This window comes from Pseudomonas sp. A-1 (genome assembly GCF_004801855.1).
In the GTDB taxonomy this organism is placed as follows: Bacteria; Pseudomonadota; Gammaproteobacteria; order Pseudomonadales; family Pseudomonadaceae; genus Geopseudomonas.
The window spans coordinates 16,150-34,332 of record NZ_SSTC01000008.1 but is presented as its reverse complement, the minus strand read 5'-3'; the positions used below and the strand labels follow the sequence as shown (position 1 = coordinate 34,332).

Sequence of the window (18,183 nt, the reverse complement as noted above, 5' to 3'; positions counted from 1 at the left end):
CACTGTCCCCCATCGGGTTGTTGGCGGGGGAGAGTTGCGGATAAATACTTAGCAGGCTAATGTTTAGCTTGTTGATATTTAGGAGGGTATGAAATGGCGCATTCCGATCACCGCCTCGGCGCCGAGGTCGCCCTGCTGGCGCGCACCTGGCGGGCCGAGCTGGACCGCCGCCTCAGCCACCTCGGCCTGTCGCAGGCGCGCTGGCTGGTGCTGCTGCACCTGGCCCGGCATGCGGAGGCGCCGACCCAGAGCGAGCTGGCGGCGCTGGTCGGCGTCGAGTGCGCGACCCTGGCGCGCCTGCTCGACGGCCTCGAGGCGCAGCAGCTGGTGCGCCGGGTGACGGTGGCCGAGGACCGCCGCGCCAAGCGCATCGAGCTGCTGCCGCAGACCGCCGCGCTCATCGCGCAGATCGAGGCGATCGCCGGCGAGCTGCGCAACGAGGTGCTCGCCGACATCGACCAGCAGGAGCTGGAGGTCTGCCAGCGGGTGCTCGGCCGGATGCAGGCCAACCTGGAGCGGCTGTGATGGGGCACGACCTCGATGCCTTGCGCGAGCGCTTCGGCGCCCGCTACCCGGCCTGGCTGCTGGCCCTGCTGATCCTCTCCACCATGACCATGGTGCTGGCCTCCACCAGCGTCAACGTCGCCCTGCCGGCGATCATGGCCGAGTTCGCCATCGGCCGGCCGCTGGCGCAGTGGCTGATCACCGGCTTCCTCGCCGCGATGACCTCGGGCCTGCTGCTGTCGTCCTGGGCGCAGGCGCGCTTCGGCGCCCGGCGCACCCTGCTCGGCACCTTCGGCCTGTTCATGGCCACCTCGCTGGTGGCGCCGCTGGTGACCTCGATCTGGCCGCTGATCGGCCTGCGCATCGTCCAGGGGCTGTGTGCCGGCCTGGTCCAGCCGCTGGCCATGGTGCTGATCTTCCGCTCCTTCCCCGACCGCGGCCGCGGCCTGGCGCTCGGCCTGTTCGGCCTCGGCGCGATGATGGCGCCGGCGCTGGGGCCGACCCTGGCCGGCTATGTGGTCGATCACTTCGGCTGGAGCGCGATCTTCTGGCTGCCGGCGCCGATCTGCGTGATCAGCGTGATCGGCGGCGCCCGCCTGCTGCCGAGCTTCCGCTCGCTGACCCCGCCGCGCCTGGACGTGCCGGGCTTCGTCCTGCTCAACCTGGCGCTGTTCGGCATCCTCGGCGGTCTGGCCGAGGCGCAGCGCTTCGGCTGGCTGGCCGGCGTGACCCTGGTGCCCGGCGGCATCGGCCTGGCCTGCCTGGCGGCCTTCCTCTGGCGCTGCAGCCGCCACGAGGCGCCGCTGCTGCCGCTGCGCCTGTGGCGCAACGCCAGCTTCCGGCGCACCAGCTGGGTGGCGATGGTGCTCGGCGTCGGTCTGTTCGGCGTCACCTACCTGATCCCGCTGTACGTGCAGACGGTGGAGCACTACAGCGCCGCCGACGCCGGCCTGGTGCTGCTGCCCACCGGCCTGGTGCTGGGCGTCGCCGCCTTCGTCGGCGGCTGGCTGAGCGACCGCCTGGCGGCGCGCTGGCTGCTGGTCGGCGGTCTGGCGCTGCTGGCGCTGTCCGCCGCCGGCCAGGCGCTGCTGGGCGATGAGGGCGGCTTCTGGGCGATCTGCGCCTGGGCTTCGCTGGGGCGCTTCGGCCTCGGCGGCATCCTGCCCGGGGTGAGCACCGCGGCGGTGCAGGACCTGCCGGCCGAGGAGCTGTCCAGCGCCACCGGCGCCACCACCTTCATGCGTCAGCTCGGTGGGGCGCTGGGCATCAACCTGCTGACCTTCTTCCTCGAATGGCGCCACGAGGCCGAAGGCGGCGATGCCCTGGGCAATGCCCTGGCCTTCCAGCAGAGCTTCTGGCTGCTGGCCGCGCTGTTCGCCCTGGCGATCTGGCCGGCCTGGCGCCTGCGTGGCAATCGCTGAGGCGGCAGGCGGGGCGCTATCATGGCGGCCCGCCCGTTTTCCGTTCAGGACCCCGCGATGAGCATCGGCAGACCCGAAGTCGAGATCACCTACTGCACCCAGTGCCAATGGCTGCTGCGCGCCGCCTGGCTGGCGCAGGAACTGCTGTCCACCTTCGGCGACGATCTGGGCAAGGTCAGCCTGGTGCCGGGCACCGGCGGGGTGTTCCGCATCACCTGCGACGGCGTCGAGATCTGGGAGCGCAAGGCCGACGGCGGCTTCCCCGAGGCCAAGGTGCTCAAGCAGCGCGTGCGCGACCGCATCGATCCGGGTCGCGACCTCGGCCACAGCGACCGTCCGCGCCGCGAGTGACGAAGTGCGCCGACGAGCGGCGCACTTTCCCGGCTGTGACTATGCTGCGTTAACGAGGCCCCGCGCCCATGCGCGGCGCCTCCTGACGCCAGCAAAGATCCTGCAGCTCCAGCCGGAGGTGGCTGATGGACTGTGCCCAGCCTTGCCCGTCGAAATGCGCACGTCGTCCGTCGCGTCCGCGGACTGCCCCGGCTCCTGCCGTTTCCCGTGACCGTCTGCGCAGGGCGCGACCATGCGGTTGCTGATCGTCAGCGACACCTGGGAGCCGCGGGTCAGCGGCGTGGTCACCTGCCTGCGCGCGCTGGTGATGGAGCTGGAGGAGCTGGGCTGCGAGGTGGGCGTGCTGTCGCCGCTGGATTTCCGCTCGCTGCCCTGCCCGGGATACCCCGAGATCGCCCTGGCATGGGACATCTGGCGGGTGGCGGCGAGGATCGAGGCGTTCGCCCCGGACGCCGTGCACCTGGCCACCGAAGGGCCGCTCGGCTGGGCGGCGCGGCACTGGCTGCAGCGCCGCGGACTGGCCTTCTCCACCGCCATGCACACGCGCTTTCCCGAGTTCGTCCATGCCCGCTGGCCGGTGATCCCGCTCAGCCTGGGCTATGCGTGGATGCGCGCCTTCCACCGGCCGAGCGATGCGGTACTGGTCAGTACCGTGCGCATGCAGGCCGAGTTCGCCCGCCAGGGCTTCGCCCATCTCGGCCTGTGGCGCAAGGGCGTCGATATCCGCCAGTTCCAGCCGCGCCTCGAGCCGGACGAGGGCGCGCCGGTGTTCCTCTACGTCGGCCGCCTGGCGCCGGAGAAGACCCTGGAGGCCTTCCTCGACCTCGAGCTGCCGGGCGAGAAGCGCGTGGTCGGCGACGGCCCGCTGCGCGGTGAGCTGCAGCGACGCTATCCGCAGGTGCGCTTTCTTGGCTACCTGCGCGGCGAGACGCTGGCCGAGGCCTACCGCAGCGCCAGCGTGCTGGTGTTCCCCTCGCGCACCGACACCCTCGGCCTGGTGATGCTCGAGGCGCTGGCCTGCGGCACGCCGGTGGCCGCCTTCCCGGTCAGCGGCCCGCTGGACGTGCTGCGCCAGGGCGTCAGCGGGGTGATGGACGAGGACCTGCAGCGCGCCTGTCTGCAGGCGCTCGAGCTGGACCGGCGCGCCTGCGCCGAGGAAGCGCGGCGCCAGTCCTGGCAGGCCTCCGCACTGGAGTTCCTCGCCCGCCAGCCGCGCCTGGACGGCGCTCCCTGTCTGCCGGCCGAGCGGCTCAGCGCCGAACGCGCCGCACCCTGAGCGGTCAGCGCGGCAGGCGTGCGCTGACGAAGGTGGCCAGCACGATCAGCGCGCCGCCGCCGAAGATGCGCAGGCTCGGTATCTCGGCGAACAGCAGCCAGGCGAAGAAGATCCCGTAGACCGGCTCCATGGCGAACACCACCGCGGCGGTGCGCGCCTTGAGCACGCGCAGGCTGGAGACGAACAGGCTGTGGGCGAGACCGGTGCACAGCACGCCGAGCAGCGCCAGCCACAGCCAGTCCAGCGGCGCGATGGCCGGCAGCTGCGGTGCGGCCAGCGGCAAGAGGCACAGGGCGATGGTCAGGTTCTGCCACAGCGCCGCCTGCGCCGGCTCGATGCCGCGGGCGCTGACCCGGTTGGTCAGAGACAGCAGGGCGAACAGCAGCCCGGACAGTACCGCCCACAGCAGGCCCTGACTGGCCTGGCTGGCCAGCTCGAACTGCGGCGTCACCAGCACCAGGCCCAGGCAGACCAGGCCGACCACGGCGAACTCGCCCGCGCGCAGCCGCTCGCGGAACAGCAGGCCCTCGAGCAGCAGGGTGAAGGCCGGGAAGCTGGCGAAGCCGAGGGTGGCGATGGCCACGCCGGATACCTTGACCGCGTGGAAGAAGGTCAGCCAGTGGGCGCCGAGCAGCAGTCCGCCGAGCGCCAGCAGGGCCAGCTGACGCAGGCTGGGGCGGCCAGCGGAAGCATTGCGGGCGAGGGCGAGGAACAGGCCGAGGGCGAGCACGGCGAACGCCGCGCGCCCGGCGGTGATCGCCAGCGGCGCGGCTTCGGCCAGCTTGCCGAACACCCCGGTGAGGCCGAACAGCAGGGCGCCGAGGTGCACGGCGAGCAGGGCGTTGCGCGGAGTCATGGGCGGCGACTCGCGGGGGCGGGCGACGGCAGGTGCGGGGGCATGCGGTGGTTCCGGGCAAAGGTGCCCAGTTTACCCGTCTGCCGGCGCCTGTCATCGCCCTGCCGCCGGGCTGTCATTCGGCGTACACGGCGGCGCCGCACCATCGGGGCAAACCCGCCGGAGGCCGTCGATGACCCTAGCCCAGCCGCTCCTGCCCAAGTGCAAGCAGTACGTGCGCACCCTGTGGATCTCCGACGTGCACCTGGGGACCCGCGATTGCCAGGCCGAGCGCCTGGAGGCCTTCCTCAAGGGCTATGCGCCCGAGCGGGTCTACCTGGTCGGCGACATCATCGACGGCTGGAAGCTGCGCAGCTCGGTGTTCTGGCCGCAGAGCCACACCAACGTGATCCGCCGGCTGATCAACATGAGCCGGCGCGGCACCGAGGTGATCTACGTCACCGGCAACCACGACGAATGCCTGCGCCGCTATGCCGACCTGGTGCTGGGCAACATCCGCCTGGTCGACGAGGCCGAGCACCTGACCGCCGACGGCCGCCGCCTGCTGGTGCTGCACGGCGACCAGTTCGACGTGATCACCCGCTACCACCGCTGGCTGGCCTTCCTCGGCGACTCCGCCTACGAGGTCACCCTGACCCTCAACCGCTGGCTCAACCACTGGCGCCAGCGCTGGGGCTACGGCTACTGGTCGCTGTCGGCCTGGCTCAAGCACAAGGTCAAGGGCGCGGTCAGCTACATCAGCGAGTTCGAGGAGGCGCTGGCCCACGAGTGCACCCGCCGCGGCTTCCACGGCGTGGTCTGTGGCCACATCCATCACGCCGAGATCCGCCGCATCGGCGCCATCGAGTACCTCAACTGCGGCGATTGGGTGGAGTCGTGCACGGCGCTGATCGAACACCTGGACGGGCGCATCGAGCTGTACCGCCTGGCCGCCGGCGGCGGGCTGCCGGCTGCGGCCGAGCCGCTGGCGGAGACGCTGACATGAGGCTGCTGATCGTCAGCGATGCCTGGGCGCCGCAGGTCAACGGCGTGGTCACCAGCCTGTGCGCGCTGGTCGGGGAGCTGGAGTGTCTGGGCCACCAGGTCGGTGTGCTGTCGCCGCAGGAGTTCCGCACGCTGCCCTGCCCGGGCTACGCGGCCATCCCGCTGGCCTGGGATGTCTGGAAGGTCGGCGCGAAGATCGAGGCCTTCGCCCCGGATGCCGTGCACCTGGCCACCGAGGGGCCGCTCGGCTGGGCGGCGCGGCGCTGGCTGCGGCGGCGCGGCTGGGCGTTCTCCACGGCGATCCACACGCGCTTTCCCGAATACGTGAGCGGCCGCTGGCCGTGGCTGCCGCTGGACTGGGGCTACGCCTGGCTGCGCGCCTTCCACCAGCCGAGCCGGATGGTGCTGGTCAGCACCGAGCGCCTGCAGGCCGAGTTCGCCGCGCGCGGCTTCGAGCGCCTTGCGCTGTGGCGCAAGGGCGTCGACCTGCGCCAGTTCAAGCCGCGCCTGGAGGCGGGCGAAGGCACGCCGCTGTTCCTCTACGCCGGGCGCCTGGCGCCGGAGAAGAACCTCGAGGCCTTCCTTGAGCTCGAACTGCCGGGGGCGAAGCGGGTGGTCGGCGACGGTCCGCTGCGCGGCGAGCTCGAGCGGCGCTATCCGCAGGTGCGCTTCGATGGTTACCTGCCGGCGCCGCAGCTGGCCGAAGCCTACCGGGCGGCCAGCGTGCTGGTGTTCCCCTCGCGCACCGACACCCTGGGGCTGGTGATGCTCGAGGCGCTGGCCTGCGGCACGCCGGTGGCTGCGTTTCCGGTGGCCGGCCCGCTGGACGTGCTGCGCCAGGGCGTCAGCGGGATGATGGACGAGGATCTGCGCAGCGCCTGCCTGCAGGCCCTGAGCCTGGATCGACAGGCCTGCCTCGGCGAGGCGCAGCGCCAGTCGTGGCAGGCCTCGGCGGCGGAGTTCCTCGCCCACCTGCCGCGCCGCGACGGCACGGCCGGCGGCGCAGCCGCAGCCGTTCAGGGCTGAGCGAGGCGCTCGCCGCTGAACACCAGCGTCTCCCGGCAGCGCCGGCACAGGTAGCGGCGCCCGCGCAGCACCAGCGCATGGCGCTGCGCGGTGAAGGGGAATTCGCCGTCCGGGCAACTGCAGCGGTACAGGTAGTGCCGCTGCCGGCGTTGCACTTCATACGAATGGCAGCGCTCGGCCGGCAGGTTGTAGACGCCGGTCATGATCCGCTGCCACTCCCCGCCGTGCGGGCGGATGCCGGCGCCGAACAACTGGTGGGCGACCAGGTGCGCCACCTCGTGGGCCACGGTCTGGCGCAGGAAGTGTTCGCGATTCTCGCGGTACAGCTGGGCGTTGAAGCGCAGGCGGTTTTCCGTGAGGTGGGCGACGCCGGCCTTGAGGCCGCGCAGGCGCAGGCTGACCTCGGGGCGCGGGAAGCGGCGGGCGAAGAAGGCTTCGGCCTGCTGGTAGCAGGCCTCGACGCGGGCGAGCAGCTGTTCGGGCATGGGCGGGTCGTGGTGGGGCAGGTCGGCCGATTATGCCAGCCGCAGGCAGCGGACACAGCAAGGCCGCCCGCAGGCGGCCTCAGTCGGGATGGTCCGTGATTGTTCTTGTCGGTGTTGACCGGACCTACGCCAGGTTGTCTTGCTGGACCGGCTTCAGCTGGCGTACACCGGACCGACGCCGAAGCCCCACAGCACCACCGAGATGGCCATTATCGCCACCAGCACCACCAGGCCCACGGCCAGCACCGAGCTGGAGAACATGAAGCCTTCGTCCTTCGGAATGTTCATGAAGGAGGGGATGCCGACGTACAGCAGGTAGGCCGTGTAGCACACCGCCGCCGTGCCGACCGCCATGGCCAGCCACAGGTTGGGGTAGAGCGCCGCCAGGCCGCCGATGAACAGGGGCGTGGCGCAGTAGGCGGCGAACACGATGGAGTCGGTCAGGCTGGGCTGGGCGTCATAGGTGCGCGACATCCAGTGGATGAACGCGCCCATCACGGCGACGCCGGCCAGCATGGCCAGGTAGGACAGCACGGTCATCTGCAGCGCGCTCGACTCGGTCAGGCGCACCGCCTCGCCGCCGGCGATCGACCAGCCGACCTGGGTGGTACCGATGTAGGCGGATACAACGGGGATCGCCGCCAGGATGAGTACATGGCTCAGATACATATGGCTGATGCTTTCTTTCTCGCCACGAATCTCTTGCCATTCTTGATCAGGATGGGTGAAGAGCCCCCAGACGTGGTGAATCATGATCGGACACCTCTTCGTTTTATATGCGGATCGCCCCTGACAAGGCGCCGGAGGCACGTGGCCAGTGCCGTCCGGTGCCGGGTCGTCCTCTGCGACCTTATGACGCAGTATAGGCGCGCATCCGCGGGCGGCGGCCGGGGAGGGTAGAGCGATTTCGCCTCTCAGCGGTGGTTGTAATAGCGCTCGAGAATTTCCATGGCCTTGTTGATCGACTGCAGGCGGGCGGTGCTGCCGCCCCGGTCGGGATGGTGCTGGCTGACCAGCTGGCGGTAGCGCAGGCGGATGGTGGCGTAGTCGGCGCGGGCGTCGAGGTCGAACAGCTCCAGTGCCGCCTGGCGCTCCTCGCCGCCGTGCATGCGGGTCCAGAAGCTCTGCAGCAGGTGCTCGACGTCGCGCTCGGTGGTGTCGCGCAGGTGCGCCTCGTCGAGGTAGTAGCTGCGCAGCGGGTCGTGCCCGGTCAGTCCCTGCACGCCTTCCTGCCAGGGCAGCAGGCGGATCAGCAGCGGGCTGATCTCCAGATGCGCGCGGCGCTCCTGCCACAGGCGGTCGCGCAGGCGGTACAGGGCGTTGAACAGCACGAAGTGGGTGCGGTACAGCACCAGCTTGTCGGCCAGCGGCAGCTGCGGGATGTGGGTGCAGTGCTGCGCCCGCAGGCGGCGGATCAGCTGATGCTCGCTGAGGCCGTCCGGCACCTGGCGCAGCAGGTCGAGCAGCTGCTCCATCAGCTCGAGGGCGGGATCGAAGGAAGTGTTCATGCGGGCAGCCTAGCATGCGTCCGGGCGCCGCCACGGCGCGCCTGCGCGGGACGTGACCGGCCTCGCAGGCCGCGGCGGCGACCGCCGGCGCCGAGGGGGCTGGGGTGCGCGGGCGTTTGTGCGTAAAATGGCTGGTTTTCGCATTCCCCTTTCGCACTCCCTTTTCGTAGAGCACCGGATTCCACACCACCATGGGCACCCTTTCGGTCAACCAGAACAAGCTGCAGAAACGCCTGCGTCGCCTGGCCGGCGAAGCCGTCACCGACTTCAACATGATCGAGGACGGCGACAAGGTCATGGTCTGCCTGTCCGGCGGCAAGGACAGCTACACCATGCTCGACGTGCTGCTGTATCTGCAGAAGGTCGCGCCGATCAAGTTCGAGATCGTGGCGGTGAACATGGACCAGAAGCAGCCGGGCTTCCCCGAGCACGTGCTGCCCGAGTACCTGAAGTCGATCGGCGTCGAGTACCACATCATCGAGAAGGACACCTACTCGGTGGTCAAGGAGAAGATCCCCGAGGGCAAGACCACCTGCTCGCTGTGCTCGCGCCTGCGTCGCGGCACCCTGTACACCTTCGCCGACCAGATCGGCGCGACCAAGATGGCCCTCGGCCACCACCGCGACGACATCCTCGAGACCTTCTTCCTCAACATGTTCTACGGTGGCACCCTCAAGGCCATGCCGCCCAAGCTGCTCTCCGACGACGGCCGCAACGTGGTGATCCGCCCGCTGGCCTACTGCAGCGAGGCGGACATCGAGGCCTACGCCCAGCTCAAGGAGTTCCCGATCATCCCGTGCAACCTGTGCGGCTCGCAGGAGAACCTGCAGCGCCAGGTGGTCAAGGAGATGCTCCACGAGTGGGAGCGCAAGTCGCCGGGGCGCACCGAGATCATGTTCCGCGCCCTGCAGAACGTGGTGCCCTCGCAGCTGGCCGACCGCAACCTGTTCGACTTCCAGAGCCTGAAGATCGACGACGACGCCACCCCGCGCTTCATCGACGTGATGAGCCTCTGACCCGGAGCGGCCGGCCATGCGCGACTACCAGTGGCTGCACGAGTACTGCCTGAACCGCTTCGGCTCGGCGGCCGAGCTGGAGGCGCGCCTGCCTCTGCCGAAAAGCGCGGACGAGCTGCGTGGCCTCGGCGACGACCGCTACCTGTCGCTGCTCAGCCTGCGGGTGTTCCGCGCCGGCCTCAGGCACAGCGTGGTGGACGCCAGGTGGCCGGCCTTCGAGGAGGCGTTCTTCGCCTTCGATCCGCACAAGGTGGTGCTGATGGGTGCCGAGCACCTCGAGCGGCTGATGCAGGACCAGCGGCTGATCCGCCACCTGGCCAAGCTCAGCAGCGTGCCGCGCAACGCCCAGTTCGTCCTCGACGTGGCCCGCGAGCACGGCAGCTTCGGCGCCTGGCTGGCCGACTGGCCGGTTGATGACATCGTCGGCCTGTGGCGCCAGCTGGGCAAGCGTGGCAGCCAGCTCGGCGGCCTGTCCGCGCCGCGCTTCCTGCGCATGGCCGGCAAGGACACCTTCATCCCCAGCGACGACGTGGTCGCCGCGCTCAAGGCCCAGGGCATAGTCGACAGGGCGCCGAGCAGCCAGCGCGATCTGGCCGCCGTGCAGGCGGCCTTCAACGCCTGGCAGACGCAGAGCGGGCGGCCGTTGTGCCAGCTGTCGATGATGCTGGCTTTCACGGTAAATCACTGAAAAGCTTCAGTTTTTTTTCGCAGGGGTGCGGCAGGAAGTCGCGCAGACGGTGCAAGTAGCAGAGGAAGTCACATTCTGCTCGATAAAATTTGCAAATGGGGTCGATAGGCGGCATAGTCGCGCATCATCAATTTTCAGCGACACGGTCGTGCCCATGCTCAAGCGCTTCGCACCCCTCGTGCCAATCACTCTGGCCCTCCTGCTGACCGCCTGTGCCAGCACCTCCCAGCAGCACAGCCTCGATGCCGGCGCGCATCACAGCCTGTCCTTCGAGCTGGATGCCGAAGCCGCCGCCAAGGCGCAAGAGAGCAGCATCGAAGAGCAGCTGCTCGACGACAAGCCCTACGAACTGCCGGCGCTCAGCAACCTGCTGGTGCGTGGCTTCTCGCTGATCGGTACCCCGTACCGTTTCGGCGGCACCTCGACTTCCACCGGTTTCGACTGCAGCGGCTTCATCGGCTATCTGTTCCGCGAGGAAGCCGGCATCAAGCTGCCGCGCTCGACCCGCGAGATGATCAAGATGCCGGCACCCAAGGTGGCTCGCCACGACCTGCAGCCCGGCGACCTGATCTTCTTCGCCAACCGCGGTCGGGTGAACCATGCCGGCATCTACATCGGCGACGGCGAGTTCATCCACTCCTCCAGCACCCGCAGCGGTGGCGTGCGGGTGGACAAGTTGTCCAGCGACTACTGGAACAGCCGTTACCTGATGGCCAAGCGCGTCATCGACGAGTGATCGCCCGCTGAGGTTCCCGGCACCCGGACCGCGCTCCCGCTTGCGCAGTCCGCGGCCAGCCGTCTAGGGTCAAAAGGAATTTTCGCAAGGATCCGCCGATCATGCCCGTGTCGAGCCGTCTGGCCGGTCTCGCTGTTGTCCTCCTGCTCGCGGCCTGCTCCTCGCAGGCGCCGCTTCCCCCGTCTGCCGGCTCGTCGCTTCCCCCGGTTTCCGCCGAGGCGGAGGACGTGCTGATCCGCGCTATCGGCCTGGTCGGCACCCCCTATCGCTGGGGCGGCAACACCCCCGAGGGCGGTTTCGACTGCAGTGGCCTGATCGGCTATGTCTATCGGGATGCGGCGGGGCTGCAATTGCCGCGCACGACCCGCGAGATGAGCGCCCTGCGCGTGCCGAGGGTGCCTCGCCAGCAGCTGCGCTCCGGCGATCTGGTGTTCTTTGCCACCAGCGGTGGCGGTCGGGTCAGTCATGCCGGCATCTACGTGGGCGAGGGCCGTTTCGTGCATGCGCCCAGCACGGGCGGCACGGTGCGTCTCGACAGCCTGAGCAACGGCTACTGGCAGAAGAGCTACCTCGATGCACGCCGCGTGCTGGGCGGGGTCCGCCTGGCGCGCAATCCCTGAGCGCCCGCGGCGCTCCCTGCCGCGGCTGCCGGGGCGCTCAGTCGCGCTCCCAGTTCACGTCCAGATGGGTTTCGTTGTTCGTGTAGGTGTAGCTCACCGTGCCGTCGTAGGCGGCCTGCAGGGCATGGCCGATGCGGTTGGCCAGGTGCGTACCGGTGGTGCCGACCACCAGCTTGCCGCCTTCCTCGCTGATCCCGATCAGGCGCTCCAGGGCATGCTCCTTGCGCTCCATCTCCTCGGTGTTGCGGATCAGGTTGACGATTTCCTCGCGATGTCCCCGCAGGAAGGCTCCCGACAGGTTGACGTTGCCGGCAGCATCGTTCTCGGCGATGCGTCGGCAGGCCGGGCAGGTGACGCTCTCCGGCTGGCTGCCGGCCTCGCGCTGCCACGACCAGCGTCCGGCGTTGTAGTAGGCGCCGCAGCCCGCGCAGTGGGCGGCGCCGGCCGGATGCTGGTGGGCCGTGTCGCGATCATGGTGCTGAGGCTGGTTCAGCTTTTCTTTGTGGCCCTGCTGATGCTTGTCCATCACCGACTCCCGCTGAAAGAATTCTTCTGCCGGCCGCAGCCTGCCTGCGCCGGACGCGTGTCCGTCCCAGTTTGGAAGGCTCACCGGCGGACAGATCCATTATGGCCAAGCCGTCGGTGGCAGCCTTAGTTGCTTTTGCTGTTGGCAGGTGGCTCGAGATAGCGATTCGTCCTCAGACGAGCCTGCCTTGCGAGTGCCGTCGCCCGGTATAGGCTTGCAGGACGAGGCGGCGCTTCCTTGCCGCCGCCGGGAGACGGCGATGAAGCACAAGGCGCAGATCGAGGTACCCATCCCCGACCGGGTGGCGGCCGGCAGGGCCCTGGCCCGGCTGCTGGAGCGCTACCGCGGCCAGCCGGACGCCATCGTCCTGGCCCTGCCGCGCGGCGGCGTGCCGGTGGCCTGGGAGATCGCCCGCGAGCTGGCGCTGCCGCTCGACCTGCTGCTGGTGCGCAAGCTCGGCATGCCCGGTCACGAGGAGTACGCCATGGGCGCCATCGCCAGCGGCGGGGTGCGCGTGCTCAACGAGGAGGCGCTGCGCTTCGGGCGGGTCGACGAGCAGGCCCTGGAGGCGGTGACGGCGCGCGAGCGCCGCGAGCTGGAGCGGCGCGACCGGCTGTACCGCGGCGAGCGCGAGGCTCCGGAACTCAAGGATCGGGTGGCGCTGCTGGTCGACGACGGCCTGGCCACCGGCTCGACCATGCGCGCGGCGGTGCAGGCGGTGCGCCAGCAGGCGCCGGCGCGCATCGTGCTGGTGGCGCCGGTGGCCTCCACCGACGCCCTCGCCATGCTCGAGCCGCTGGTCGACGAGGTGGTCTGCGCGCTGGTGCCGGACTGGCTGTCGTCGATCGGCGAGTGGTACCGCGACTTCGGCCAGACCAGCGATGGCGAGGTGCAGGAGCTGCTGCGCCAGGCCTGGAGCCGGACGCCGTAGCGCCGCGCCGGCCTATTCCCAGCGGCCGGGCTGGTAGGAGAACACCGGCAGCGACCACGACCAGCGGATGGCGGCCAGGCGCAGGGCCAGGCCGAAGCCGAAGGAGGCCAGCAGGGTCAGGTCGTGGTTGACGCCTAGCCGCTCCAGCAGCAGGTAGAGCATGGCCACCAGCATCGACACGCTGGCGTACAGCTCGTGGCGCAGCACCACCGGCACGCGCTGGCAGAGGATGTCGCGCAGGATGCCGCCGAAGATGCCGGTGATCATGCCGGCCATGATCACCACCGGGGTCGAGTACTCCAGCTTCAGGGCCACGTTGCAGCCGATCACGGTGAAGGCGATCAGGCCCATGGCGTCGAGGACCAGGAACACCTTGTGCAGATGGTGCATGAAGCGGGCGACCAGCATGGTGAACAGGCCGGCGCCGATGGTCAGGTAGATGTAGGGCGGGTGCTGGGTCCAGCCGACCGGGAAGTTGCCCAGCAGCATGTCGCGCACGGTGCCGCCGCCGAGGGCGGTGATGAAGGCGATCAGCGCCACGCCGAACATGTCCATGTTGCGCCGTCCGGCAGCCAGGGCGCCGGACATCGCTTCGGCGGTGATGGCGATGATGTAGATATAGGTGAGCATCACGGGAGGACTCCTCGAGTCTGGATCGCCTCTCCCTCTGTCCTCTGTACCTGAGAGTTTTCGCGGCCGTTCGGCCGCTTTGCCCCTTCGGTGGGTTGCCCGCAGCAACCTCTCTCCAGTTGGCGTGATCGGATCTTCGCAGTTCATGGGCCTGAGCGATTATGGGAGTTTGCGCCTTCGGCGGAGCGTTCGGGGTGACCGCAACGCTCACTCTCCTGCGAAGCGCCGCATTATACGGCGCGGCCGGCAACTTGCCAGCCGGGACGGGCGAATGCGCTGCGCCGGCCCGACGGTGGGGCCGGGCGACGCGTCAGTTCAGCGCCCGGCGCAGCACCTCGATGCAGAACTCCTTCTCGTAGGGCGGCACGTTGCACTCGATGATGTCGGTCGGCGCCACCTGCAGGCGCAGGCCGGTGATGTCGGCGCGCACCGGCTGGCGGCTGACGCAGCGGTCCACCAGCACCGCCGAGCGCACCTCCGCGGCGCCCAGCCGGGCCAGCCAGGCGCAGGCGCGCAGCAGCGAGTGGCCCTCGTAGAGCACGTCGTCGACCAGCAGCAGGCGGGTGCGCGCCAGGTCCAGGGCGGCCAGGTCGGGGTTCTCGGTCAGCGCGGTTTCCGGGTGCAGCAGGCTGAGGTCGTCGGCGTAGCGCTTCAGGTGCAGCGGATACAGCGGCCAGCGCGGCAGGCCGCGCGCCACCAGCGCCTGTTGCAGGCGCGCGGCGAGGGGCTCGCCGCGACGCAGGATGCCGACCAGCGCGACCTCCTGGCTGGGCTGAAGCAGCGCTGCCGCCTGGCGCGCCATGGCGTCGATCACCGCTTCCAGCTGCGGTGCCGAGTACAGGCGGAAGCGTTCGCCGGCAGGTCTGCTGTCCATGGTCGGCTCTCCGGAGTTGACTCGCTACAGCCTAGCTCAGGCGTCCAGCGCCTCCAGCCGTGCCAGCCAGGGGGCGCGCTCGGCATCGTCGACGAAGGCGGCCTCCAGGCTGTGGCGGGCGATGCGCCGGAGTTGGTCGCGGGTCAGTCCGAGCGCCTCGGCGGTCTGCCGGTAGTTCTCCAGCACGTAGCCGCCGAAGTAGGCCGGATCGTCGGAGTTGATCGTCACCTTGAGGCCGGCGTCGAGCAGGCTCTTCAGGTTGTGATCGGCCAGGCGCGGGAACACGCACAGCCTGACGTTGGACAGCGGGCAGACGGTCAGCGGCACCTGGTCGCGGGCCAGGCGCTCGAGCAGCGCCGGGTCCTCGGCGGCGCGCACGCCGTGGTCGATGCGCTCCACCCGGAGAATATCCAGCGCCTCGACGATGTAGGCCGGCGGGCCTTCCTCGCCGGCGTGGGCGACGACGTGCAGGCCCAGCTCGCGGCAGCGCTCGAACAGGCGGGCGAACTTGCTCGGCGGATGGCCGCGCTCGGAGGAGTCGAGGCCGACGCCGTGGATGCGCGACAGGTGCGGCAGCGCCTGCTCCAGGGTGGCGAAGCCGTCCTCCTCGCTGAGGTGGCGCAGGAAGCAGAGGATCAGTCGCGAACTGATCTCGTAGCGACTCTGCGCCTCGCGGCAGGCGCGCTCCAGGCCGTCCAGCACGGTGGCGAAGGGCACCCCGCGGGCGGTGTGGGTCTGCGGGTCGAAGAACAGTTCGGCGTGCACCACGCCGTCGGCGGCGGCGCGCTCGAAGTAGGCCATCGCCAGGTCGTGGAAGTCCTGCTCGTGGAGCAGCGCGGCGGCGCCGGCGTAGTAGAGGTCGAGGAAGCTCTGCAGGTCGCTGAAGGCGTAGGCGGCGCGGGTTTCCTCGACGCTGGCCCAGGGCAGGGCGACGCCGTTGCGTGCGGCCAAGGCGAACATCAGCTCCGGCTCCAGGGTGCCCTCGATGTGCAGGTGCAGTTCGGCCTTGGGCAGGGCGCGCAGGTAGGTCTCGAGATCCATGAGTGCTCCGGGAGGGCGGTTGGTTTATCGAAACATAGCCGGCGCGCCCGGCCCTGCCAATCACGGACGGACAGAGTCCAGGGCCGCGAGGATGCGTGCGTCGTGCTGGTACATGTCCGGGCGGAAGCGCAGGCGGCCGTCGCGGTCGGCCTCGGCCGTCCAGTAGGCGAGCAGGATGGGCACCGGCTGCGGCAGTCCGAAGTCGCGCGTGCGCCCGCTGGCCAGCTGTTCCTCGAAGCGCGCGCGCTGGGCCGGGCTGGCGTCTTCCAGCAGGTAGTCGAGCAGGCGCACGACCTGCTCGACCCGCACGCAGCCGGAGCTGAACACCCGCGGCAGCTTGTCGAAGAGGTGCTGGCTGGGGGTGTCGTGCAGGTACACGGAAAACGGGTTGGGGAAACGGATGGCGACCCGTCCCAGCGGATTCTTCGGGCCGGCCTCCTGGCGCAGCAGGATGCCGCGGGGATCGTTCCAGTCGACCTGGTGGGGGTCGAGGGTGTTGCCCTGGTAGTCCAGCACGCGCAGCTGGTGGGTATCGAGGAAGCCGATGTCGCGGCGGATTTCCGGCAGCTTGTCCTCGCGCATGATGGTCGGCGGCACCGTCCAGGTCGGGTTGAGGGTCAGGTGGCTGATGCGCGACTTGAGCAGCGGCGTGGCGCGCTCGGGGCGACCGACCTGGGTGCGCGCCTGCCAGACCTCCTCGCCGTTGCGCTGGAAGGCGATCCGCGCGCCGGCGACATCCACCACCACCATGGTCGGCTCCATTTCGCGGGCCAGCCAGCGCAGGCGCTCGAGGTTGACCCGCACCTGGTCGCGGCGGGCGGCGGGGCTGACGTTCAGTTCGGCCAGGGTCGCCGGGCCGAGCACGCCATCGGGCTGCAGCTGGTGGCGGCGCTGGAAGGCCTCCAGCGCATCCACCAGCAGCGGGTCGTAGCGCTCGCCGCTGGCGTCGGCGCGGCGGGTGCTGGCGGCCGCTTCGCCCAGGTAGCCCGCGGCCGCAAGGCGGCGCTCCAGCAGTGGCACGCGCTGATCGCTGCGCCCTGGGCGCAGCAGCGGGCCGGCGGGAACGGTCTCCCAGTCCGGCAGCGGCTGGCGGCGCAGCTCGGCCCAGGCGCGGCGCAGGTTGGCGTAGGCGGGCAGCTGCGGGCGGGCCTGGGCGAAGGTTGCCGGCAGGTCGTCGAGGCCCGTGGCGGCCTGGGGCGTCGGCAGCGTCGGGCGCGGCGGGGGCTGGACCTGCGGCGAGTGCCACAGCGGCTCCACGCTGGCGCGGTCGAGCTTGCCCCAGGCGAGGTGCCGCAGCGCCTGCAGGTAGGCATGGCTGGCCAGCAGGTCGGCGCAGTCGGCATGCGCCGCCTGGCCATTGGCCTGCTGCCCCAGGCGGCGCAGCGTGGCCACCTGGTAGTCGTCGGGGGACAGGCCGTCGTCGCTCAGCTGTTCGAGCTGCTCCAGCAGGCCGGCCAGCCGTGCGCCGGCCTGCCAGACGGGGGCGAAGGCGTGCTGGCGATAGAACTCGAGCAGGGCCGCGCGCTCCGTCCCGGTCAGGTGGGCTGCCGGCGCGGCGCAGGCCAGCGTCGGCTGCGGCTGCTCGAGGGCATGGCGCAGCGTCCCGCCCGCCGGCTCCGGAGCAGTGGCGGCAAAAGAAAATGGGCTGGCGAGCAGCAGGATTGCCAACCACGGTGTATGTTTTTTAGACAAGCGCTCGACTCCAGACCTACGTTTGCTTGCTAGAATGCCCGACTTTCCGGGCAGCGGCATGGCAGAACGCCGTTTGTGCGCGCCGGATCATAGGCAGGACGGCAGAATCGACGACAGGGCGTCACGGATCGGCAGACCGTCACGACGGCAGGCAGCGTGGGCTGGCCGGCGTCGTTGCGGCGTGCCATGCAGACAGAGGACACCTTTTCCATGACCAGGCTGATTCGTTCGCTCTGGCTGGCCGCAGCGGTTGCGGCTTTCTCGACGCCACTGATGGCCAGCACCGCCAGCGCTCCGTCGCTGGAGCAGAGCCTGGCGAAGGCGGCGCCTACCCTGAACAAGAAAGTTCTGCGCCATGCCCTGGCAGCCATGCAGTGCGCGATCAACAACGGCTCCGAACCGGCCGACCGCCTGGCCGTCATCGACTTCTCGCGGCCCTCGACGGAGCGGCGCCTGTGGGTATTCGATCTCAAGCGCAAGACCCTTCTGCTGCGCGAGCTGGTCGCCCATGGCCAGGGCTCCGGCGAGAACTTCGCCACCCGCTTCTCCAACACCGAGGGCAGCCACCAGTCGAGCATCGGCCTGTTCCGCACCGCGGAAACCTACCACGGCCAGCACGGCTATTCCCTGCGCATGGACGGCCTGGAACCCGGCATCAACGACCGCGCCCGCGAGCGCGCCATCGTCATCCACCCGGCCGACTACGTCGACCCGCGCTGGATCAGCCGCCACGGCCGCATCGGCCGCAGCCATGGCTGCCCGGCGGTGCGCCCGGAAGTGGCGCGCATGGTGGTAGACAGTCTCAAGGGCGGCCAGTTCATGTTTTCCTGGTACCCCGACCGCCAGTGGCTGCGCTCCTCCGCCTACCTCAACTGCAAGCCGCAGCGGGTGGCGGCGATCCTCGCTCAGACGGACTCGAAGAGCTGAGCGATTGGTGGGCTGGCTTTCCGAGTGAGCCGGCCCGCTTCTTGAAAGCTGAGCTGCAGGGGAAACATACTGCAGTGAGAGATGACCGTGA

21 protein-coding genes and 2 riboswitches are annotated in these 18,183 nt (G+C 69.9%); of the genes, 12 read left to right on the top strand and 9 right to left on the bottom strand.

Going from position 1 to position 18,183, the window contains the following annotated elements:
* The first annotated feature begins 93 nt into the window (after positions 1-93).
* From E5198_RS02640 to E5198_RS02625, 4 genes are all read left to right on the top strand, one after another.
* Positions 94-525 (top strand): MarR family transcriptional regulator, encoded by a 432-nt coding sequence (locus E5198_RS02640; protein ID WP_136488466.1) that lies wholly within the window; start codon positions 94-96, stop codon positions 523-525.
* Positions 525-1,925, top strand: coding sequence for a DHA2 family efflux MFS transporter permease subunit (locus tag E5198_RS02635; protein WP_136488465.1), 1,401 nt, complete (start codon positions 525-527; stop codon positions 1,923-1,925). Before E5198_RS02640 ends, E5198_RS02635 begins: the two co-directional genes overlap by 1 nt.
* A gap of 57 nt (positions 1,926-1,982) precedes the next feature.
* Positions 1,983-2,276 carry a SelT/SelW/SelH family protein gene (locus E5198_RS02630; RefSeq protein ID WP_136488464.1) on the top strand — a complete coding sequence of 98 codons (294 nt, stop codon included), beginning with the start codon at positions 1,983-1,985 and terminating at the stop codon, positions 2,274-2,276.
* A gap of 232 nt (positions 2,277-2,508) precedes the next feature.
* Positions 2,509-3,552 carry a glycosyltransferase family 1 protein gene (locus E5198_RS02625; protein WP_136488463.1) on the top strand — a complete coding sequence of 348 codons (1,044 nt, stop codon included), beginning with the start codon at positions 2,509-2,511 and terminating at the stop codon, positions 3,550-3,552.
* A gap of 4 nt (positions 3,553-3,556) precedes the next feature.
* Here the strand turns inward: E5198_RS02625 and E5198_RS02620 are convergent, their stop codons facing one another.
* On the bottom strand, positions 3,557-4,408 hold the full coding sequence (locus tag E5198_RS02620) for a DMT family transporter (RefSeq protein WP_136488462.1): 852 nt from the start codon (positions 4,406-4,408) through the stop codon (positions 3,557-3,559).
* Between the two features lie 172 nt (positions 4,409-4,580).
* On the opposite strand from E5198_RS02620, the gene E5198_RS02615 reads away from it, so the two are divergent.
* On the top strand, positions 4,581-5,393 hold the full coding sequence (locus tag E5198_RS02615) for a UDP-2,3-diacylglucosamine diphosphatase (RefSeq protein ID WP_136488461.1): 813 nt from the start codon (positions 4,581-4,583) through the stop codon (positions 5,391-5,393).
* Positions 5,390-6,418, top strand: a complete 1,029-nt coding sequence (locus E5198_RS02610) for a glycosyltransferase family 1 protein (RefSeq protein ID WP_136488460.1) — start codon at positions 5,390-5,392, stop codon at positions 6,416-6,418. The genes E5198_RS02615 and E5198_RS02610 overlap by 4 nt, the downstream gene beginning before the upstream one ends.
* On the opposite strand, the gene E5198_RS02605 is transcribed toward E5198_RS02610, so the two are convergent.
* The 3 genes from E5198_RS02605 to E5198_RS02595 all read right to left on the bottom strand — a co-directional run bounded on the left by E5198_RS02605 (position 6,409) and on the right by E5198_RS02595 (position 8,411).
* The gene (locus E5198_RS02605) at positions 6,409-6,903 is read right to left on the bottom strand and encodes a SprT family zinc-dependent metalloprotease (RefSeq protein WP_136488459.1); all 495 of its coding nucleotides are present in this window, start codon (positions 6,901-6,903) and stop codon (positions 6,409-6,411) included. The genes E5198_RS02610 and E5198_RS02605 overlap by 10 nt on opposite strands.
* Before the next feature lie 153 nt (positions 6,904-7,056).
* Positions 7,057-7,656: a Yip1 family protein gene (locus E5198_RS02600; protein WP_136488458.1), complete on the bottom strand. Its 600-nt coding sequence runs from the start codon at positions 7,654-7,656 to the stop codon at positions 7,057-7,059.
* A gap of 161 nt (positions 7,657-7,817) precedes the next feature.
* Positions 7,818-8,411, bottom strand: coding sequence for a DNA-J related domain-containing protein (locus E5198_RS02595; RefSeq protein WP_136488457.1), 594 nt, complete (start codon positions 8,409-8,411; stop codon positions 7,818-7,820).
* Positions 8,412-8,602: 191 nt separating this feature from the next.
* On the opposite strand from E5198_RS02595, the gene ttcA reads away from it, so the two are divergent.
* The 4 genes from ttcA to E5198_RS02575 all read left to right on the top strand — a co-directional run bounded on the left by ttcA (position 8,603) and on the right by E5198_RS02575 (position 11,471).
* The gene (gene ttcA, locus E5198_RS02590; RefSeq protein WP_136488456.1) at positions 8,603-9,427 is read left to right on the top strand and encodes a tRNA 2-thiocytidine(32) synthetase TtcA; all 825 of its coding nucleotides are present in this window, start codon (positions 8,603-8,605) and stop codon (positions 9,425-9,427) included.
* Between the two features lie 16 nt (positions 9,428-9,443).
* A complete protein-coding gene (locus tag E5198_RS02585; RefSeq protein WP_136488455.1) occupies positions 9,444-10,115 on the top strand; it encodes a DNA-3-methyladenine glycosylase I in 672 nt (223 codons plus the stop codon).
* 154 nt (positions 10,116-10,269) lie between these two features.
* The gene (locus E5198_RS02580; RefSeq protein ID WP_136488454.1) at positions 10,270-10,851 is read left to right on the top strand and encodes a C40 family peptidase; all 582 of its coding nucleotides are present in this window, start codon (positions 10,270-10,272) and stop codon (positions 10,849-10,851) included.
* 101 nt (positions 10,852-10,952) lie between these two features.
* Entirely contained in the window at positions 10,953-11,471 is a 519-nt protein-coding gene (locus E5198_RS02575) for a C40 family peptidase (protein WP_136488453.1), read from the top strand.
* A 37-nt stretch (positions 11,472-11,508) separates the two neighbouring features.
* Here the strand turns inward: E5198_RS02575 and E5198_RS02570 are convergent, their stop codons facing one another.
* Positions 11,509-11,997, bottom strand: a complete 489-nt coding sequence (locus tag E5198_RS02570) for a BCAM0308 family protein (protein WP_136488452.1) — start codon at positions 11,995-11,997, stop codon at positions 11,509-11,511.
* A 259-nt stretch (positions 11,998-12,256) separates the two neighbouring features.
* Between E5198_RS02570 and E5198_RS02565 the strand changes: the two genes are divergently transcribed.
* Positions 12,257-12,928 (top strand): phosphoribosyltransferase, encoded by a 672-nt coding sequence (locus tag E5198_RS02565; RefSeq protein ID WP_136488451.1) that lies wholly within the window; start codon positions 12,257-12,259, stop codon positions 12,926-12,928.
* A 12-nt stretch (positions 12,929-12,940) separates the two neighbouring features.
* Here E5198_RS02565 and E5198_RS02560 read toward each other — a convergent pair whose 3' ends face one another.
* The 4 genes from E5198_RS02560 to E5198_RS02545 form a co-directional block, all read right to left on the bottom strand.
* The gene (locus E5198_RS02560; RefSeq protein ID WP_201486170.1) at positions 12,941-13,561 is read right to left on the bottom strand and encodes a trimeric intracellular cation channel family protein; all 621 of its coding nucleotides are present in this window, start codon (positions 13,559-13,561) and stop codon (positions 12,941-12,943) included.
* 24 nt (positions 13,562-13,585) lie between these two features.
* Positions 13,586-13,687, bottom strand: a riboswitch (glycine riboswitch).
* Positions 13,688-13,786, bottom strand: a riboswitch (glycine riboswitch).
* Between the two features lie 82 nt (positions 13,787-13,868).
* Positions 13,869-14,432, bottom strand: a complete 564-nt coding sequence (locus E5198_RS02555) for a phosphoribosyltransferase family protein (protein ID WP_136488450.1) — start codon at positions 14,430-14,432, stop codon at positions 13,869-13,871.
* 36 nt (positions 14,433-14,468) lie between these two features.
* Positions 14,469-15,473: an adenosine deaminase gene (locus E5198_RS02550; protein WP_136488449.1), complete on the bottom strand. Its 1,005-nt coding sequence runs from the start codon at positions 15,471-15,473 to the stop codon at positions 14,469-14,471.
* 60 nt (positions 15,474-15,533) lie between these two features.
* A complete protein-coding gene (locus tag E5198_RS02545; protein ID WP_305956028.1) occupies positions 15,534-17,141 on the bottom strand; it encodes a murein L,D-transpeptidase in 1,608 nt (535 codons plus the stop codon).
* A 234-nt stretch (positions 17,142-17,375) separates the two neighbouring features.
* Here E5198_RS02545 and E5198_RS02540 point away from each other — a divergent pair, with 234 nt between their 5' ends.
* The gene (locus tag E5198_RS02540) at positions 17,376-18,092 is read left to right on the top strand and encodes a murein L,D-transpeptidase catalytic domain family protein (RefSeq protein WP_136488447.1); all 717 of its coding nucleotides are present in this window, start codon (positions 17,376-17,378) and stop codon (positions 18,090-18,092) included.
* Positions 18,093-18,183: the final 91 nt, after the last annotated feature.

Excerpts from the sequence above, each read along its gene's own strand:
- E5198_RS02575 (WP_136488453.1), top strand. The coding sequence starts at position 10,953 with ATGCCCGTGTCGAGCCGTCTGGCCGGTCTCGCTGTTGTCCTCCTGCTC.
- E5198_RS02570 (WP_136488452.1), bottom strand. The coding sequence starts at position 11,997 with ATGGACAAGCATCAGCAGGGCCACAAAGAAAAGCTGAACCAGCCTCAG.
- ttcA (WP_136488456.1), top strand. The coding sequence starts at position 8,603 with ATGGGCACCCTTTCGGTCAACCAGAACAAGCTGCAGAAACGCCTGCGT.
- E5198_RS02615 (WP_136488461.1), top strand. The coding sequence starts at position 4,581 with ATGACCCTAGCCCAGCCGCTCCTGCCCAAGTGCAAGCAGTACGTGCGC.
- E5198_RS02640 (WP_136488466.1), top strand. The coding sequence starts at position 94 with ATGGCGCATTCCGATCACCGCCTCGGCGCCGAGGTCGCCCTGCTGGCG.
- E5198_RS02600 (WP_136488458.1), bottom strand. The coding sequence starts at position 7,656 with ATGATTCACCACGTCTGGGGGCTCTTCACCCATCCTGATCAAGAATGG.
- E5198_RS02605 (WP_136488459.1), bottom strand. The coding sequence starts at position 6,903 with ATGCCCGAACAGCTGCTCGCCCGCGTCGAGGCCTGCTACCAGCAGGCC.
- E5198_RS02580 (WP_136488454.1), top strand. The coding sequence starts at position 10,270 with ATGCTCAAGCGCTTCGCACCCCTCGTGCCAATCACTCTGGCCCTCCTG.
- E5198_RS02620 (WP_136488462.1), bottom strand. The coding sequence starts at position 4,408 with ATGACTCCGCGCAACGCCCTGCTCGCCGTGCACCTCGGCGCCCTGCTG.
- E5198_RS02540 (WP_136488447.1), top strand. The coding sequence starts at position 17,376 with ATGACCAGGCTGATTCGTTCGCTCTGGCTGGCCGCAGCGGTTGCGGCT.
- E5198_RS02555 (WP_136488450.1), bottom strand. The coding sequence starts at position 14,432 with ATGGACAGCAGACCTGCCGGCGAACGCTTCCGCCTGTACTCGGCACCG.
- E5198_RS02550 (WP_136488449.1), bottom strand. The coding sequence starts at position 15,473 with ATGGATCTCGAGACCTACCTGCGCGCCCTGCCCAAGGCCGAACTGCAC.
- E5198_RS02630 (WP_136488464.1), top strand. The coding sequence starts at position 1,983 with ATGAGCATCGGCAGACCCGAAGTCGAGATCACCTACTGCACCCAGTGC.
- E5198_RS02595 (WP_136488457.1), bottom strand. The coding sequence starts at position 8,411 with ATGAACACTTCCTTCGATCCCGCCCTCGAGCTGATGGAGCAGCTGCTC.
- E5198_RS02565 (WP_136488451.1), top strand. The coding sequence starts at position 12,257 with ATGAAGCACAAGGCGCAGATCGAGGTACCCATCCCCGACCGGGTGGCG.
- E5198_RS02610 (WP_136488460.1), top strand. The coding sequence starts at position 5,390 with ATGAGGCTGCTGATCGTCAGCGATGCCTGGGCGCCGCAGGTCAACGGC.
- E5198_RS02625 (WP_136488463.1), top strand. The coding sequence starts at position 2,509 with ATGCGGTTGCTGATCGTCAGCGACACCTGGGAGCCGCGGGTCAGCGGC.
- E5198_RS02585 (WP_136488455.1), top strand. The coding sequence starts at position 9,444 with ATGCGCGACTACCAGTGGCTGCACGAGTACTGCCTGAACCGCTTCGGC.
- E5198_RS02635 (WP_136488465.1), top strand. The coding sequence starts at position 525 with ATGGGGCACGACCTCGATGCCTTGCGCGAGCGCTTCGGCGCCCGCTAC.